The organism is Streptomyces apocyni (assembly GCF_009739465.1).
Taxonomy (GTDB): domain Bacteria; phylum Actinomycetota; class Actinomycetes; order Streptomycetales; family Streptomycetaceae; genus Streptomyces; species Streptomyces apocyni.
In genome coordinates this window covers 1-14,613 of the sequence record NZ_WHOM01000053.1, presented here as the reverse complement: position 1 = coordinate 14,613, position 14,613 = coordinate 1, and the positions used below count along the sequence as shown (strand labels likewise).

12 protein-coding genes are annotated in these 14,613 nt (G+C 73.2%); 4 read left to right on the top strand and 8 right to left on the bottom strand.

All coding sequences use genetic code 11. The features are described from left to right. Position 1: 1 nt before the first annotated feature. From GCN81_RS14815 to GCN81_RS14785, 7 genes are all read right to left on the bottom strand, one after another. Positions 2 to 904, bottom strand: a complete 903-nt coding sequence (locus GCN81_RS14815; protein ID WP_156725076.1) for a methyltransferase domain-containing protein — start codon at positions 902 to 904, stop codon at positions 2 to 4. A 109-nt stretch (positions 905 to 1,013) separates the two neighbouring features. Then, positions 1,014 to 1,994: a LysR family transcriptional regulator gene (locus GCN81_RS14810; RefSeq protein WP_156725075.1), complete on the bottom strand. Its 981-nt coding sequence runs from the start codon at positions 1,992 to 1,994 to the stop codon at positions 1,014 to 1,016. A 31-nt stretch (positions 1,995 to 2,025) separates the two neighbouring features. Next, complete coding sequence (locus tag GCN81_RS14805) at positions 2,026 to 3,351, bottom strand: cytochrome P450 family protein (protein WP_231626730.1); 1,326 nt, start codon at positions 3,349 to 3,351, stop codon at positions 2,026 to 2,028. Positions 3,352 to 3,448: 97 nt separating this feature from the next. Further along, complete coding sequence (locus GCN81_RS14800; protein WP_156725074.1) at positions 3,449 to 4,429, bottom strand: DMT family transporter; 981 nt, start codon at positions 4,427 to 4,429, stop codon at positions 3,449 to 3,451. 221 nt (positions 4,430 to 4,650) lie between these two features. Continuing rightward, positions 4,651 to 4,902, bottom strand: a complete 252-nt coding sequence (locus tag GCN81_RS14795; protein WP_156725073.1) for a hypothetical protein — start codon at positions 4,900 to 4,902, stop codon at positions 4,651 to 4,653. A 58-nt stretch (positions 4,903 to 4,960) separates the two neighbouring features. Beyond that, positions 4,961 to 7,213 carry a 4-alpha-glucanotransferase gene (gene malQ / locus GCN81_RS14790; protein WP_156725072.1) on the bottom strand — a complete coding sequence of 751 codons (2,253 nt, stop codon included), beginning with the start codon at positions 7,211 to 7,213 and terminating at the stop codon, positions 4,961 to 4,963. Next, complete coding sequence (locus GCN81_RS14785) at positions 7,214 to 7,483, bottom strand: hypothetical protein (RefSeq protein WP_156725071.1); 270 nt, start codon at positions 7,481 to 7,483, stop codon at positions 7,214 to 7,216. Positions 7,484 to 7,791: 308 nt separating this feature from the next. On the opposite strand from GCN81_RS14785, the gene GCN81_RS14780 reads away from it, so the two are divergent. The 4 genes from GCN81_RS14780 (at position 7,792) to GCN81_RS14765 (ending at position 13,589) form a co-directional block, all read left to right on the top strand. After that, on the top strand, positions 7,792 to 10,857 hold the full coding sequence (locus tag GCN81_RS14780; RefSeq protein ID WP_407697970.1) for a beta-N-acetylglucosaminidase domain-containing protein: 3,066 nt from the start codon (positions 7,792 to 7,794) through the stop codon (positions 10,855 to 10,857). Between the two features lie 98 nt (positions 10,858 to 10,955). Next, entirely contained in the window at positions 10,956 to 11,504 is a 549-nt protein-coding gene (locus GCN81_RS14775; RefSeq protein WP_156725069.1) for a PadR family transcriptional regulator, read from the top strand. Next, positions 11,501 to 12,259, top strand: coding sequence for an ABC transporter ATP-binding protein (locus tag GCN81_RS14770; protein WP_156725068.1), 759 nt, complete (start codon positions 11,501 to 11,503; stop codon positions 12,257 to 12,259). Before GCN81_RS14775 ends, GCN81_RS14770 begins: the two co-directional genes overlap by 4 nt. After that, positions 12,249 to 13,589: an FtsX-like permease family protein gene (locus tag GCN81_RS14765; protein ID WP_156725067.1), complete on the top strand. Its 1,341-nt coding sequence runs from the start codon at positions 12,249 to 12,251 to the stop codon at positions 13,587 to 13,589. Before GCN81_RS14770 ends, GCN81_RS14765 begins: the two co-directional genes overlap by 11 nt. A gap of 34 nt (positions 13,590 to 13,623) precedes the next feature. Here the strand turns inward: GCN81_RS14765 and GCN81_RS14760 are convergent. Continuing rightward, positions 13,624 to 14,567 (bottom strand): IS5 family transposase gene (locus GCN81_RS14760; protein ID WP_407697943.1). Its coding sequence is split into 2 segments (ribosomal slippage): positions 13,624 to 14,136 and positions 14,139 to 14,567, totalling 942 coding nucleotides; the frame shifts between segments, so codons are not numbered across the junction. Positions 14,568 to 14,613: the final 46 nt, after the last annotated feature.

Below are 14,613 nucleotides of genomic sequence, written 5' to 3'. Positions count from 1 at the left end.
TTCAGCGGCCTCCGGGCCCGCCCGCGAGGCGGAACATCAGCAGCCGGGTCTCCAGTGCGTGGTCGCGCCAGATGCGGAACAGCTTGCCGTGGGTCAGCGCCGACTCGGTGAGCCGCTCGCGGCTCCAGGCGAGGCGCTCAGGGGCGCCGCCGCGCTCGACGCGCTCCAGTTCAGCGGTGTTCCAAGCCATGGACTGCACCCAGAACTCGGCGACCCGGTCGGTGACGTCCTCGTCCTGCTCCAGCTCGAAGCCCGCGGCCTCGGCGGCGGTGATGTACTCGGTCAGCGTGCCCAGTCGGGTCTTGTAGTAGCCGTCGATGAACTCGGTCCACTCCGGACGGCAGATGAAGTGCTCCTGGATGCCGAACCAGCCGCCCGGCTTCAGCGACTTGGCGACGACCTGAAAGAGCCGCTCGCGGTCCATGTACCCGGAGGACTCGTTGGCGTACGCGGCGTCGAACAGCCGGTCTGCGGTGTACTGGTGGACGTCGGCGAGCAGCGGGGTGACCTGCCCGGCGACTCCCGCCTGGCGGGCGAAGCCCGCGATGACGGGGAGGTGCTCGGCCGCGACGGTGAGGCCGGTGACGGTGGCTCCGTGCTCCTGCGCCCAGTAGATCGAGCCGCCGCCGAGACCGCAGCCTATGTCCAGGACCGAGCCCGGAGCGGCCTGGTGGGCACCCCAACTACGCGCCGCGTGTTCGACGATGGCCTCCTGGGACGCCACGATCCGGCGCTTCAGGGAGTGTTGGGAGACGGTGGTGTTGGGTGCCGCACCCGGCTCGAAGAGGCCCATGTGGTAGTGGACGCGGGGCCCTGGGCCGTACTTGTAGAGGATGTCCGCGGTCTTGCGTGAGTAGTAGAGGGGGACTTGGGACTCGTCGAAGGGGGTGAGGCTGCGGTTCATCAAGTCTCCGGTGAACGGTTGTGGGGGGCACGAGCGGATCAACCCTGCCCGAAAATGATCGTTTGCGGCACCCTCTCTAAGCTCACATACCGTGAGATCCCCGGAACACTCACCCAGTTGTTTTCCTCACCCGGGGCGGGAGGCCGTGCCCTGTTCCCCAGCCCGTGGCACTGCGGGCGTTCACTTCGTGGTGGCCCGGGGCCGCCGCCTGAAGGGCGGTCAGGACGCGGGCCACGGTGGGGGCCTGGTCCGCGCCTCGGCGTACGGCGGCTACTACGTGGCGGCGGGGGCGGTCGCCGGTCAGGACGCGTACCGTGACGCCCGACTGGCGTCCGGCGACGGCCATGCGGGGGACCAGGGCGACGCCCATTCCGGCTTCCACCATGGCCAGGATCGCGGTCCAGCCGGCCGCGCTGTGGGCCTGTTCGGGGACGAAACCGGCCGCTTCGCAGGCGGTGGTGGTGATCTCGGACCAGGGGCCGCTGCCGCCGAAGATCCACTGCTCTTCGGCGAGATCGGCGAGCCGTACCGACTCCGCCCCGGCCAGTGGGTGGTCCACCGGGAGCGCGACATCCAGGGGGTCGGCGAGCAGCGGGACGCGGGTGAACTTGGGGTCCCGCGCGGTGGGCGCGTGCGCGGCCAGCGACAGGGCCAGGTCCACGGCGCCGCCCGCGAGGAGTTCGTACGCCTGGGCGGCCTCGGCCTCGCGGACCCGTACCTCCAGGGCGGGCGCTTCGGTACGCAGGTGGCGTACGGCCGGGACGACCAGGGCGGGCACCGCCGTGGAGAACGCGCCGACCCGCACCTCCCCGGCCTCTCCGCGTGCGTACGCGGCCAACTCCCCGTCGGCCCGCTCCAGTTGGGCGAACACGACCTCCGCGTGCCGGAGTACGAGATGGGCGGCGTCCGTCAGCCGGACCCGCCGCCCCCGTGCTTCGAGCAGCGGGACGCCGAGCTGCCGGGCGAGGCTGCTGAGCTGCTGGGACACCGCGGACGGTGTCATCAGCAGCTCCTGGGCCGTCGCGGTCACGGTCCCCCGCTCGCTCAACGTGCGCAGGATCCGCAGCTTCTTGATGTCCCACTCGCTCACGCGCCGCAACCTATCCCGTTCCGCTGTCCGTTCAGGTCCTGACGCGGAGGACCCGTGGGCCCCGTACGAGCAGACCCGGGCGGTACGGAACCTCGGCGACGTCATCCGCGAGGCCGAGCTTCGGCAGCGCGTCGAACAGCATCGGCAGCGCGACGCCCGCCTCCAGCCGCGCCAGGCGCGCGCCCAGGCACACATGCGCGCCATGCCCGAACGCCATATGTCCCGCCGCCCGGCCCGCACCACTCAGATAGCGCGCAGGCCTGAAGTCGTCCGGCGCGTCGAAGGACGCGGGGTCACGGCTGGCGGCGGCCAGCACCACCAGGACCGACTCCCCGGCCGGGATGAGCGCCCCCGCGCCGAGGTCGACCTCCTCCGTCGTACGCCGCCAGGTCGCGCCCTCCAGCGGGCTGGCGTGCCGCAGCGTCTCCTCGACGACGGCGTCCCAGCGCCGCGTACCCTCGCGCCGCGCGGCGGCGAGCTCGTCACGGTGGGTGATCAGCAGCAGGGCGGCGGACGACAGCAGGTTCATGGTCGTCTCGTAGCCCGCGAAGAGCAGCAGGAACGCCAGCGCCAGCAACTCGCCGTCATCAAGTGCCCCTTCCCGCTCCTCGTGCACCAGCACGCTGAACAGGTCATCGCCCGGGGAGCGCCGCTTCTGGGCGATCAGCTCGGTGAAGTAGCCGTGCAGACTCCCCCACGCCTCCTCCACCTCACCGGGCGCGAGGGAGTCGGCGGGCGATCCGACCCGGTACGTCCACTCCCGCAGGCTCGTTCGGTCCGCCTCGGGTATGCCAAGCAGCTCGGCGATCACCAGCACCGGCAGCGGGAAGGCGAACGTGTCCACCAGGTCGGCGACACCGTCCCGGTCAAGCCGCGCCCGTACGTCCGCCACCAGCGGCCCGACAAGACCCTCGATCCGCGGGCGCAACGCGTCCACCCGGCGCGGCGTGAACGCTCCCGTCACCAGCCGCCGCAGCCGGTTGTGGTCGGGGGCGTCGAGGTTGAGCATGTGCCGCGCCAGGCAGGCCCGGGCCCGCTCGGCCGCCGAGTCGGGCTTGGGCCGCCCCGCGCGAGGCGCCGGGACGTTGGAGAACCGGGGGTCGGCCAGCACCGCGCGCGCGGCCTGGTAGCCGGTCACCAGCCAGGCGTGGGTCCCGTTGGACAGCGGAGTCCGTACCGCCGGGCCCTGGGCGCGCAGCCGTGCGTAGTACGGATACGGGTCGCGGGCGAAGTCAGCGTCGGCCGGGTCCAGGAGAGCGGGGGCGGGGGCGGGGGCGGGGGCCAAGGACGCGGGGTCCAGCAAAGCGGAGTCCAGGGCAGCGGGGTCCAGGGCAGCGGGGTCCACGAGATCAGGCACCCACCTATCCTCACCCACCCCATCCGTTCAGACGCGACAGCCTTCGGCCAGCCTCCCCTGCCCAGATCTGTGGGAACCCCACAGGCCTGGGCCCAGCTCACCGGGCGCGGGCCGAGGCCAGGATCACGCCGCCCAGGATCAGTGCCATGCAGGCCCCCTGGAGCACGCCGACCGACTCGCCGAGGATCGCGAAGGACAGGGCCGCGACGCACACCGGCTGTAGGTAGTAGATGACGCCCGCGCGGGCCGCGCCGATGAGCGTGATCGCCTTGTTCCAGGCGAAGAAGGCGACGGCCGACGAGACCACGCCCACGTACAGCAGCGGGCCGACCGTGCCCGTGGTGACCTCGAAGCCACCCTGGACGGCAAGGCTCACGCCGTAGCAGGGGGCGAGCATCACGGCGCCGAGCGCGAAGGTGGTGAACAGGAAGGCGAGGCCGCCGAGCCCGGCGGGCCTGCCGCGCAGCAGGGCGCTGTAGGAGGCGAAGGACAGCGCGGCGGCCAGCATCCACAGGTCGCCGGTGGTGAAGTCCATCGCCAGAGAGCCCTTGCTGACCAGCAGCAGCACCCCGGCGCAGGCGATGAGCATGCCGAGGGCGCGGCGGGCGCCGAGCCGGGTGCCACCGAGGCGCTCATACAGGGCCATCAGGACCGGGGACGCGGCCATGATCATGGCCATGTTTCCGGCGGACGTGGAGATCCCGGCCTGGTTGACCAGGGTGTTGTACGTGGCGACGCCGAGGAACGCCGCAAGGGTCAGGTATCCGATGTGGCGGCGGATCAGGTCCCGCTGACGCCAGGCCGCGCGGGTCGCGAAGGGGGCGACGGCGATCAGGGCGATGATCCAGCGCCAGAAGGCGTGCTGGACGGGTGGGACGGTGTCGGCGAGGGCGCGGGAGGTGACGAAGCTGCCGGACCAGACGACCGTGGCGAGGGCCGCGAGGACGAGGCCGAGGCCGGAGGCGGAGGCGGCGGAGGCCGCCTGGGCGGCCCGGCGCTTCCCTGGCCTCGGCCCCGTGGACCGCCGCCGTACGCGCTCGGTCGGCTCGCTGCCGCGGACGTGGTCCAGGATCGCCACGGAGTATCCCCCTGCTCTCTCCCCCGGCTGGGGGCTGTGGTGGTGAGGTGGTGTGCGGCTACCGTCGCAGGCTCCGTCCTGTTAGGTCCATCGAAATCTTCTGACCGTTCTTTTCAGTTGAACTGAACAATCGGAGGGAACAAGGAACGCGAAACGCGCCGAGGGCGCCCCTCACTCAGGAGGGGCGCCCTCGGCGCGACGTGCGGGTGTGGGCCGGGCCGTCAGCCCTGCTTCTGCGGCTTCGGCTGCCGGTCCTTCGACTTGTCGCCGACCATCACCAGGCCCGCGATCAGCAGGAAGAGGGCGATCGGAGCCGCGACGTACAGGCCGAGGGTCTCCATCACGCTCAGCTTGGGAGCCGGGTCGTCGCCGTCGTCGCGGGTCAGCGCGAGCGCGGGGGACGTCATGAGCAGCATCATCAGCGTCGTACCGGCTGCTACGGCGCCGGCGCGCAGGGCATTCTTCTTGTCCACAGTGCCAACGTAGCGAACGCCCCCACGCGCCGCGCGCCCGGGGTGCCGTTCGGGGCTCTCAGAGACCGCGTAGCTCCGCCATCAGCCGGTGCAGCCGGGGCGAGGCGGCGAGTTCCTCCAGGGTGACCGCGCGGCCGGTGGCGTCGGCGATGGGGAGGCGCCAGTTCGGGTACGTACGCCAGGTGCCGGGGACGTTCTGCGGGCGGCGGTCGCCGACCGCGTCCGGTAACCAGACGCCGACCATCCGGGCCGGGGTGCGCGCCAGGAAGCGGTAGACGGCCCGGATCTTCTCCTCCTCGCCCCGCGCACCGCGGCCGCCCGGCAGCAGTCCCAGCCTGGCCAGCACCGCCAGCCACTCCCCCGTCTCCGCCGCGCCCTCGGCCGTGGCCCGCGACAGCGGCCCGGTCAGCAGGCCGAGCCGCTGGTGCAGCCTGATGTGTTCACCGCTGAGGCGGGCGGCGGTGGGCGGCAGGTCGTGGGTGGTGACGGTGGCCAGGCAGTCGGCGCGCCAGCGGTCTGGGGGCAGCGGCCGCCCCGTACCGTCCCAGTCGCGCTCGAACCACAGCACCGACGTGCCCAGGACGCCCCGGGCGGCCAGCGCCTCGCGGACGCCCGGCGCCACGGTGCCGAGGTCCTCGCCGATGACGGCGGCCCCGGCGCGGTGGGCCTCCAGGGCGAGGACGGCGAGCATCGCGTCGGCGTCGTAGTGAACATAGGCACCCTCGGTCGGCGGGCGGCCGGCGGGCACCCACCAGAGCCGGAACAGGCCCATCACATGGTCGATACGCAGCGCTCCCGCGTGCCGTAGCAGCCCGCGTAGCAGGTCGCGGAAGGGGGCGTAGCCGGAGGCGGCCAGCGCGTCCGGACGCCAGGGCGGCAGCCCCCAGTCCTGACCGTCCGCGCTGAACGCGTCGGGCGGGGCGCCCACCGACATCCCCGCGGCGAAGAACTCCCGCCGCGCCCACGCGTCCGCGCCGCCGGGATGGACGCCTACTGCGAGGTCGTGGACGAGCCCGATCGCCATCCCGGCGTCGAGCGCGGCGCGTTGGGCGGCGGCGAGCTGGGCGTCGGTGAGCCAGCCGAGCCAGCAGTGGAAGTCGATCCGCTCCATCAGCCCGGCCCGGGCGCGGGCGGTGCCGGGAGATGCGGGATCGCGCAGGGGCGACGGCCAGGAGGGCCAGTCGGAGCCGTACCGCTCGGCGAGTGCGCACCAGGTGGCGTAGGCCTCCAGGGGCTCGCCCTGCTCGGCGAGGAAGTCACAGTAGGCGGCGCGTCGGCCGGGGCTCAGCGGGACCTCGCGTAGCAGCTCCAGGGCCCGGGACTTGAGCGCCCACACCGCGTCGCGGTCGATCAACGCGCCCTCGTTCAGCACGCCTTGACGCAGGATGGCGGCCCGCGCGAGCAGCTCGGCGGCCTCCTGGCGGGCCTCGGGTGCCAGATAGACGTACTCGGGGATGTCCTCGACGCGCAGATGTACGGGGTCGGGGAAGCGGCGCGATGAGGGGCGGTACGGCGAGGGGTCGGTCGGCCCGCCGGGGCCCCCGGGGACGCTCGCGTGTAACGGGTTGACCTGGACGAAGCCGGTGCCGAGCGCCCGCCCCGACCAGGCGGCGAGATCGGCGAGGTCGCCGAGGTCACCCATGCCCCAGGAACGCCGCGAGAGCAGCGAGTACAGCTGCACGAGCAGCCCGTGCGCGCGCTCTCCCGGCGCGGGCATCCGCTCGGGCGCGACGACGAGGTATGCCTGAGCGCGCCGCCCGTCGGGGGCCTCCGCCCCCACCTCGTGCACCCCTAACGGCAGCCGCGGCCCGCCGACGCCGTCACCGGAGGCGCCGGACACCCCAGCCGCCTCAGACGTCCCTGGCGCCCCACAGCCCCCAGATGCCTCCGGGACCACCCAACCGGCCGCGTCCCCCTGCTCGGTACGCACCCACAGCCGGGTGCCCGTCGGCAGCCCGGCAAGCTTCTCCAGCGCGCCAAGCGGAGGCGAGACCAGCTCGGGCGACGGCTCAACCGGAGCAACCGGCTCACCCGACGCAACGGGCCCAACCGGCCCAACCGGCGCCCAGGCCACCAGAGTCGGCGGCAGGAGCCGCTCGCGGAGTTCGGCTTCGCGTGCGGTCAGCGCGGCGCGTATCGCGTCGGGTGTGCTCGCGTCCACGCCCAACGCGGCGAGCACGGCGACGACCGCCGCGGGTTCGGCCCGTACCGTCCGGCCAGGGGACGGCTCGTAGGAGGTGGCCACGCCGTACCGCGCGGCCAGCAGGTCAAGGGGCTCAGCACCGGGCTCCCGCTCGCGGGGTCGAGGCATCTAGTACGCCGAGGGGTCCAGAAAGGACGCGGTACCGGTGGCGGTGGGCTCGCTGGTGAGCGGCGCGGCGTCGGCCAGCGGCGGCTCACTGGTCAAGGGGGCGGCGTCGGCCAGCGGCGGCTCGCTGGTCAACGGTGGCTCCAGGCATCCGCAGGAGCAGGAGCCGAGCAGTCCGGAGTCGGGGCCGGAGACGAGCGACAGGTCAGGCAGGTCGCGCGTCTCCTGGCGTTTGGAGTAGGCGTCGCGCACAAGGTAAGTGGTGGTGGCCACGGAGGGCTCCTCGGGTGTGGTGGTGGCGGGTTCCATGCGGGCCCTTACCCACTGGATCGCTCACCATTCGGGCCATGTGGCGCTGCTCACACGCCGCCCGGCCTGCGGTAGTTATTCCCCAGCCACACCCGTTCACCCTCACCAACCCGCGACACTCATGATCAAACGTGACACAACGGTCACCCACGTTGACACCCTCACCACCGCGATGGTGGGCTCAGCTGCTCCCTGGAACCTCACGACGGGGACTGACGCAGAAGGGCGGGGAACCCGTGCAGCTCCGGTGCGGAAGAGGGGCGGCAGCGCTCGTGGCCGCGGTCATCGGCGGCCTGCTCGGCAGCGCCCCCGGCGCGCTCGCGGCCCCGTCGGACCCGGTAAACCCGAGCACCGACGCGGCGGACACGGCAGGCCGCGAAACGGGCCGGAAAACAGCCGGGAAACTCCCCTCAGTGTGGCCGAAACCACAGTCGATCCAGGCGTCCGGAACCGCGGTCCCGATCGACGGCGAGGTGTTCCTGCTCGCCGATGAGGGCGCCGACCCGTACGCGATCGACACGCTCCGTACCCTCCTGGCGACAGCAGGTGCCCGGAAGGTCACCGAGCTGTCCGACGCCGACGCGCTGCCCGCCCGCCTGCCCGCCCGTGGCCTGGTGATCCGCGTGGGCGACGAGCGGGCCAGCCGCGCGACCCGCGCCGCCCCGGGCGGCCCCGGGGGCCAGCCCGCCCGTACGGGACCCGAGGGCCGCTCCGGCTCGGAGAGCGCGCTGCGCGCCCTGAAGGCCCCGGAGCGCGCGGATCTGCCGCCTGGCGGCTACCGCGTCGCCGTGGGCCGGGTCGAAGGCCGCGACACGGTCGTCCTGGCCGGTGTCGGCGACGACGGCCTGTTCCACGCCGTACAGACGCTGCGCCAGCTGATCACCGACCGCTCCGTGCCGGGCGTGACGATCCGCGACTGGCCCACCGCCGCCGTACGCGGCATGACCGAGGGCTTCTACGGCACCCCATGGACCCGTGAACAGCGCCTGGCTCAGCTCGACTTCATGGGACGTACGAAGCAGAACCGCTATCTGTACGCCCCCGGCGACGACCCGTACCGGCAGGCCCGCTGGCGCGACCCGTACCCGGCCGAGCGGCGCGCCGAGTTCCGGGCGCTGGCCGAGCGGGCGCGGCGCAATCATGTGACGCTCGCCTGGGCGGTGGCGCCGGGTCAGGCGATGTGCCTGTCGTCCGACACCGACCTCAAGGCGCTGAAGCGGAAGATCGACGCCATGTGGGCGCTGGGCGTACGCGCCTTCCAACTCCAGTTCCAGGACGTCTCGTACAGCGAGTGGCACTGCCGAGCCGACCGCGACAAGTTCGGCTCGGGTCCTGACGCGGCCGCCGCCGCCCAGGCCAGCGTCGCGGGCGCGGTGACGGCGCACCTGGCGGAGCGGTACGGCGACGCGGCCGCGCTGTCGCTGCTGCCGACGGAGCACTACCAGCAAGGCGCGACCGAGTACCGCACGGCGCTGGCGCGGGAGTTGGACGGCGGGGTGCATATCGCCTGGACGGGCGTCGGCGTGGTGCCGAAGACCATCACGGGGCGCGAACTGGCCGTGGCCCGCGAGGCGTTCAAGCATCCGCTGGTCACCATGGACAACTACTCGGTCAACGACTACGCACAGGACCGGATCTTCCTGGGCCCCTACCAGGGCCGGGAGCCCGCCGTGGCCGCGGGTTCGGTGGCGGTGCTGTCCAACGCGATGGAGCAGGCCGCGGCCTCCCGCATCCCGCTGTTCACGGCCGCCGACTACGCCTGGAACCCCAAGCAGTACCGCCCGCGGGAGTCCTGGCGGGCGGCGATCGACGACCTGGCTGACACGACGACGCGCGAGACGACACGGGAGTCGAAGGACACCGAGGCGGACGCCGGCGCGATCCGCGAGGCTGTCCGCGCGCTGGCGGGCAACACCGCCTCGTCTATCCTCAGCGACGAGGAGTCGGCGTATCTCCGCCCGCTGATCGAGGAGTTCCGCACCGCACGCGGCAGCGCGGACCTGGACCGTATCGCCCGCACGGCCAAGAAGCTGCGCGGCGCCTTCACCACCCTGCGGCAAGCCCCTGAGCACCTCGCGGGCAGCCCGCTCGGCGCCGAAACCGGGCCCTGGCTGAAGCAGTTGGCCCGCTACGGCACCGCGGGCGAGTACGCCGTGGACCTGCTGCACGCGCAGTCACGCGGCGACGGCGCGGCCGCCTGGACCGCCGAGCGCGGGCTGAAGGCGGCGCGCGAGGCGGTGAAGACCGGCCGGGCCACAGTCGGCAAGGGCGTACTCGACCCGTTCCTCGACCGCGTCCAGCAGGACTCCGCGGCCTGGACCGGCGCGAACCGCCAGCTGGCGAAGCCCGAGCGGGACGACTCCGCGTACACCGTACGTATCCCCCGCCCGCGCCGCCTGGACGCGATCACCGCGCTGACCGCGCCCGGCGTGGCGGGCTCCGTCGAGGCCCATGTGCCGGGCGAGGGCTGGCGCACGCTCGGCGAGCTCGCCCCCAGCGGCTGGACGGAGACCGGCGCGCGCGGGCTGCGCGCTGACGCGGTACGCGTCACCTGGCAGGGCGAGCCGGGCGAGGTCGAGCGCCTGGTGCCGTGGTTCGCGGACGACCCGGCCGCCGAACTCCGGCTGCCGCGCGCCGAGACCGACGCCGAGATCGGCGGCGACCCGGTGCGGGTGACAGCCAAGCTCACCTCGCCGCGCCGCGCCGGGACGGACGGCAGGCTGACGGCGAAGCCCCCGAAGGGCATCACGGTACGTACCCCCAGGGAGACCGTGCTGCCGCGCGGCGCCGAGGTGGCCGTCCCCGTCGAGGTGACCGTCGCCAAGGGCACCCCGGCGGGCTCGTACGAAGTCCCCCTCACCTTCGGCGACCAGACCCAGACCCTCACCGTGCGGGCCTTTCCCCGCGCCGGAGGGCCCGACCTCGCGCGCGGCGGGCGGGCCTCGGCATCGGCCGACGAGACCAAGGACTTCCCGGCGTCGGCGGCCAACGACGGTGACCCGGAGAGCCGTTGGTCCTCCCCGGCCGAGGACGACTCCTGGTGGCAGGTGGAACTCGACGAGCCGGTCCACCTGGGCCGCGTCGACCTGCGCTGGCAGCACGCCTACGCGAAGGCGTACCGCGTCCAGGTGTCGGCGGACGGCAAGTCCTGGCGTACGGCGGCGACGGTGAAGGACGGCGCGGGCGACCACGAGGTGGTCCGGATGGACGCGCGCGACGCCCGCTTCATCCGCGTCCAGGGCGACAAGCGGGCCACGGAGTACGGCTATTCGCTGTGGTCGGTGGAGGTGTACGCGGTGCTTCCCGAGAAGCCCCAGAAACCGAAGACCGACGACTAGCGCCTAACACCCCGCCCCAGCTGCCCCCTCCCGCAGGCCCTCCCGAAGGGCCGCCCCACTATTCACTCAGTACATGTACGTAGTGCATACTGACGCCCATGAGCACGCGCCATGTCCTGCTCGGACTACTCGCCACCGGACCCAGTCACGGCTACGACCTCAAACGACGGCACGACGCACGCTTCCCGCAGGCCCGCCCCCTCGCGTACGGGCAGGTCTACACGACCCTCCAGCGCCTGGTGCGCGACGGCCTCGCCGAGGTCGAGGGCACCGACGCCGACGGCGGCCCGGAGCGTACGCGCTACCGCGCCACCGACGAGGGCGCCCGCGAACTCGCCGACTGGCTGGGGCGGATCGCTCCGCCCGCGCCCTTCGTGACCAATGAGATCTTCGCCAAGGTCGTGGTCGCGATCCTCACCGCGACGGCCGGAGCACCGGCCGACCCGGCCGCGTACCTCCGCGACCAGCGCGCCGCCCACAAGGCCCGGATGCGCGAGCTGACCGCCGTCAAGGCGAACCCGGACGCGGACCTGGCGACCGTCCTCTCGGCGGACTACGCGCTGCACCACCTCGACGCCGACCTGCGCTGGATGACCACGACCGCAGGCCGGCTCCCCGCTCTCACCCAGGAGATCCAGCACCCATGAGTACGCAGCAGGGGGCGCCCCTGATCGCGGCGCGCGACCTCACCAAGACCTACGGCAGGACCGGCGCCGCCCTGCGCGGCGCCTGTGTCGAGCTCGCCGCGGGCGAGATCCTCGCCGTCACGGGCGCCAGCGGCAGCGGCAAGTCGACGCTGCTGCACTGCCTGGCGGGGATCGTCACGCCCGACGAGGGCGCGGTCGTCTACGGGCAGCGCAGGCTCGACCAGTTGTCCGAGGCGGACCGTACGCTGCTGCGCCGTACCGACTTCGGGGTGGTCTTCCAGTTCGGCCAGTTGATCCCGGAGCTGACGGCGCTGGACAACGCCGCGCTGCCGCTGCTGCTGGCCGGGACCTCGCGCGGGCAGGCCCGAGAGCGGGCCGACGCGTGGCTGGAGCGCTTCGGCGTACGGGGCCAGGCGGAGCTGAGGCCCGGCGAGATGAGCGGTGGCCAGGCGCAACGGGTCGCGCTGGCCCGGGCGTTGGTGACCGAACCGAAGGCGGTGTTCGCGGACGAGCCGACCGGTGCGCTGGACTCACTCGCCGGTGAGCAGGTGATGACGGCGCTGGTGCACACGGCACGCGAGGCGGGTACGGCGGTGCTGCTGGTCACCCATGACGCGCAGACCGCCGCCTACGCGGACCGCGAGGTCGAACTGCGCGACGGCACCGTGCTCGAAGTAGCCGAGGCGCCCGACCTGGCCGAGACTGCGCAGCCGACCGAGGCGCCGCAGGTGACGGAGGCGGGCCATGAGGGCTGACGCCACACTCGCCTGGGCCCTGCTGCGCGGCTCGGACCGCCGCGAGTGGTGGCGGACCTCGCTCACCGCGCTCGGGGCGCTGCTCGCCACGTTCCTGGGGCTCGCGGCGGTCACCGTCGGCACGGTCTCTGGCCACACCCAAGTCCCGTACGGCAACGGCCTGCTGGACGAGGCGGGCACCCGGATGGGCGTGGTCGTGGCCCTGCTCGGGCTGCTCATCCCGGTACTCGGCTTCCTGGGCCAGTGCGCCCGGCTCGGCGCCGTCCACCGCGACCGGCGGCTGGCCGCGCTGCGGCTCGCCGGGGCGACCCCGGCCCAGGTGCGGCGGATCGCCGCGCTGGAGTCAGGGTTCGCCTGCCTCGCGGGTGCCGTGCTCGCCCTGTGCGGCTTCGTCGTGCTCCTGCTGGCCGCCACCCACACCGCGCGTCCACCGCTGGCCTGGCTGGGCTACGCCGTGGTGACGCTCGGCGTACCAGCCGTGGCCGTGCTGGTCAGCGTCCTGGCGCTGCGCCGGGTCGTGGCCTCGCCGCTCGGCTGGGTGCGCCGGACCCGCCCCGAGCGGAGCACCACGGGTGTCGCCTTCACGGCGGCCGGAATGCTGGCGATCGGCGGCGCGGTGGCGGCGCTGCTGATCCGAGGCAGCAGCGCGTCGGCCGCGCTGTTCCCCCTCGCGTTCGTGGCGGCGCTCGCGCTGTCCGGGCTCGCCGCGGTGAGCGTCGCGGGCGCCAGCGCCAAGCTGCTCGGCAAGCGCCTCGCCACCTCGTCGCGTCCCGCGGTGCTGATCGCGGCGGGCCGTCTGCGCATGGACCCGTGGGCGGCCTCGCGCACCCACGCCTCCGTACTCCTGGTGACGGTGGTCGCAGTCGGCTTCATGGGCCTGTGGCAGCTGACCCGCGCGCAGACCGCCGCGGGTGTGATCCTGGCCGAGAACGCCGACTACTACCTGGGCGGCTACCACCTCACCGGCCTCGGCCTCCTCCTCGCCCTCGCCATCAGCCTCGGCGCCCTGGCGATCGGCACCGCCGAGTCCCTGACCACGCGCCGCCGCGCGCTCGCCGCCCAGGCCGCCGCCGGGGTGCCGCGGTCCGTGCTGCGCCGCGCCCTGCTCCTGGAGACGGCCCTGCCGCTGGCACCCGCCGTCCTGCTCGCCGGAGTCGGCGGCATGGGCCTGTACGCGACGTACGCCTCGATGATGGCGACGGTCGCCATGCCCGTCGTACTGCCCCTGCTGACCCCGCTGCTCGTGTACGCCATCTGCCTGCTGGCGGCGGCTGCCTCGCTGCCCCTGCTGCGCCGGGCGGTACGCCCCGCCGAACTCCGCCACGAGTAACGGCGACCAGCGAGTAGCGAGTAGCGACTCGCCACTAGGGGGCTTCTGGTGGCTCTTGGACGGTGTCGCGGAGCCAGATGACGATGGCGGTGACGGTCAGGGTGCCGTTGAAGATGTAGTCGCGTTTGTCGTAGCGGGTGGCCACCGCGCGGAACTGCTTCCACTTGTTCACGCACCGCTCGACCGCGTTGCGACGGCGGTACTGGGCTTTGTCGAAGGCCGGGGGCCGGCCACCGGCCTGTCCCCGGTGCTTGCGGTGGGCCCGCTGGTCATCGGGCTGAGCGATGGTGGCCTTGATCCCGCGCCGCCGCAGGTAGGCGCGGTTGTCCCGGCTGGAGTACGCCTTGTCGCCGCGCACCCGGTCCGGTCGGCTGCGTGGTCGGCCCGTGCCGCGGCGCCGGATGCGCAAGCCGTCCAGCACCGGGGCGAACATCGGGCTGTCACCTCGCTGACCGGGCGAGGTCAGCCAGTGCAGCGGGCGGGCCCGGTCGTCGGACAGCAGATGAACCTTGCTGGTCAGCCCGCCCCGTGAGCGCCCCAACGCCTCGCGCCCATCCGCTTCCTCACGGGTCCCGCCCCCTTTTGCGGGTAGTCGGCCGGGGGCTTGCGAGGCGCCCCGGCCGCGTGCTGATGCGCCCGGCAGGACGTCGAGTCGATGTTCACGGCCCATTCCCGCCGGTCCGCCTTGCGGGCAAGCGCCCCGTCCGGGTCTGCGGCGTCCGCCTCGATCTGTAACTCGCGCAGGACAGCCTTCCAGGTGCCGTCGGCCGACCAGCGACGATGACGCTCATAGACGGTCTGCCAGGGGCCGTACCGTTCTGGCAGGTCAGGCCAGGGCACCCCGGTCCGGGCCCGGAACAACACCCCGTTGATCACCTTGCGGTGATCCGCCCACTGCCCGCCCGGCTTGCCGTTACCGGGCAGGAGAGGTTCGATCTTCCGCCACTGCGCGTCCGTGAGCTCGTGTCGCCGCACCATACGGGCGTCCTGCCCGGACAACTACGAGATCCACCCAGCCCACCAA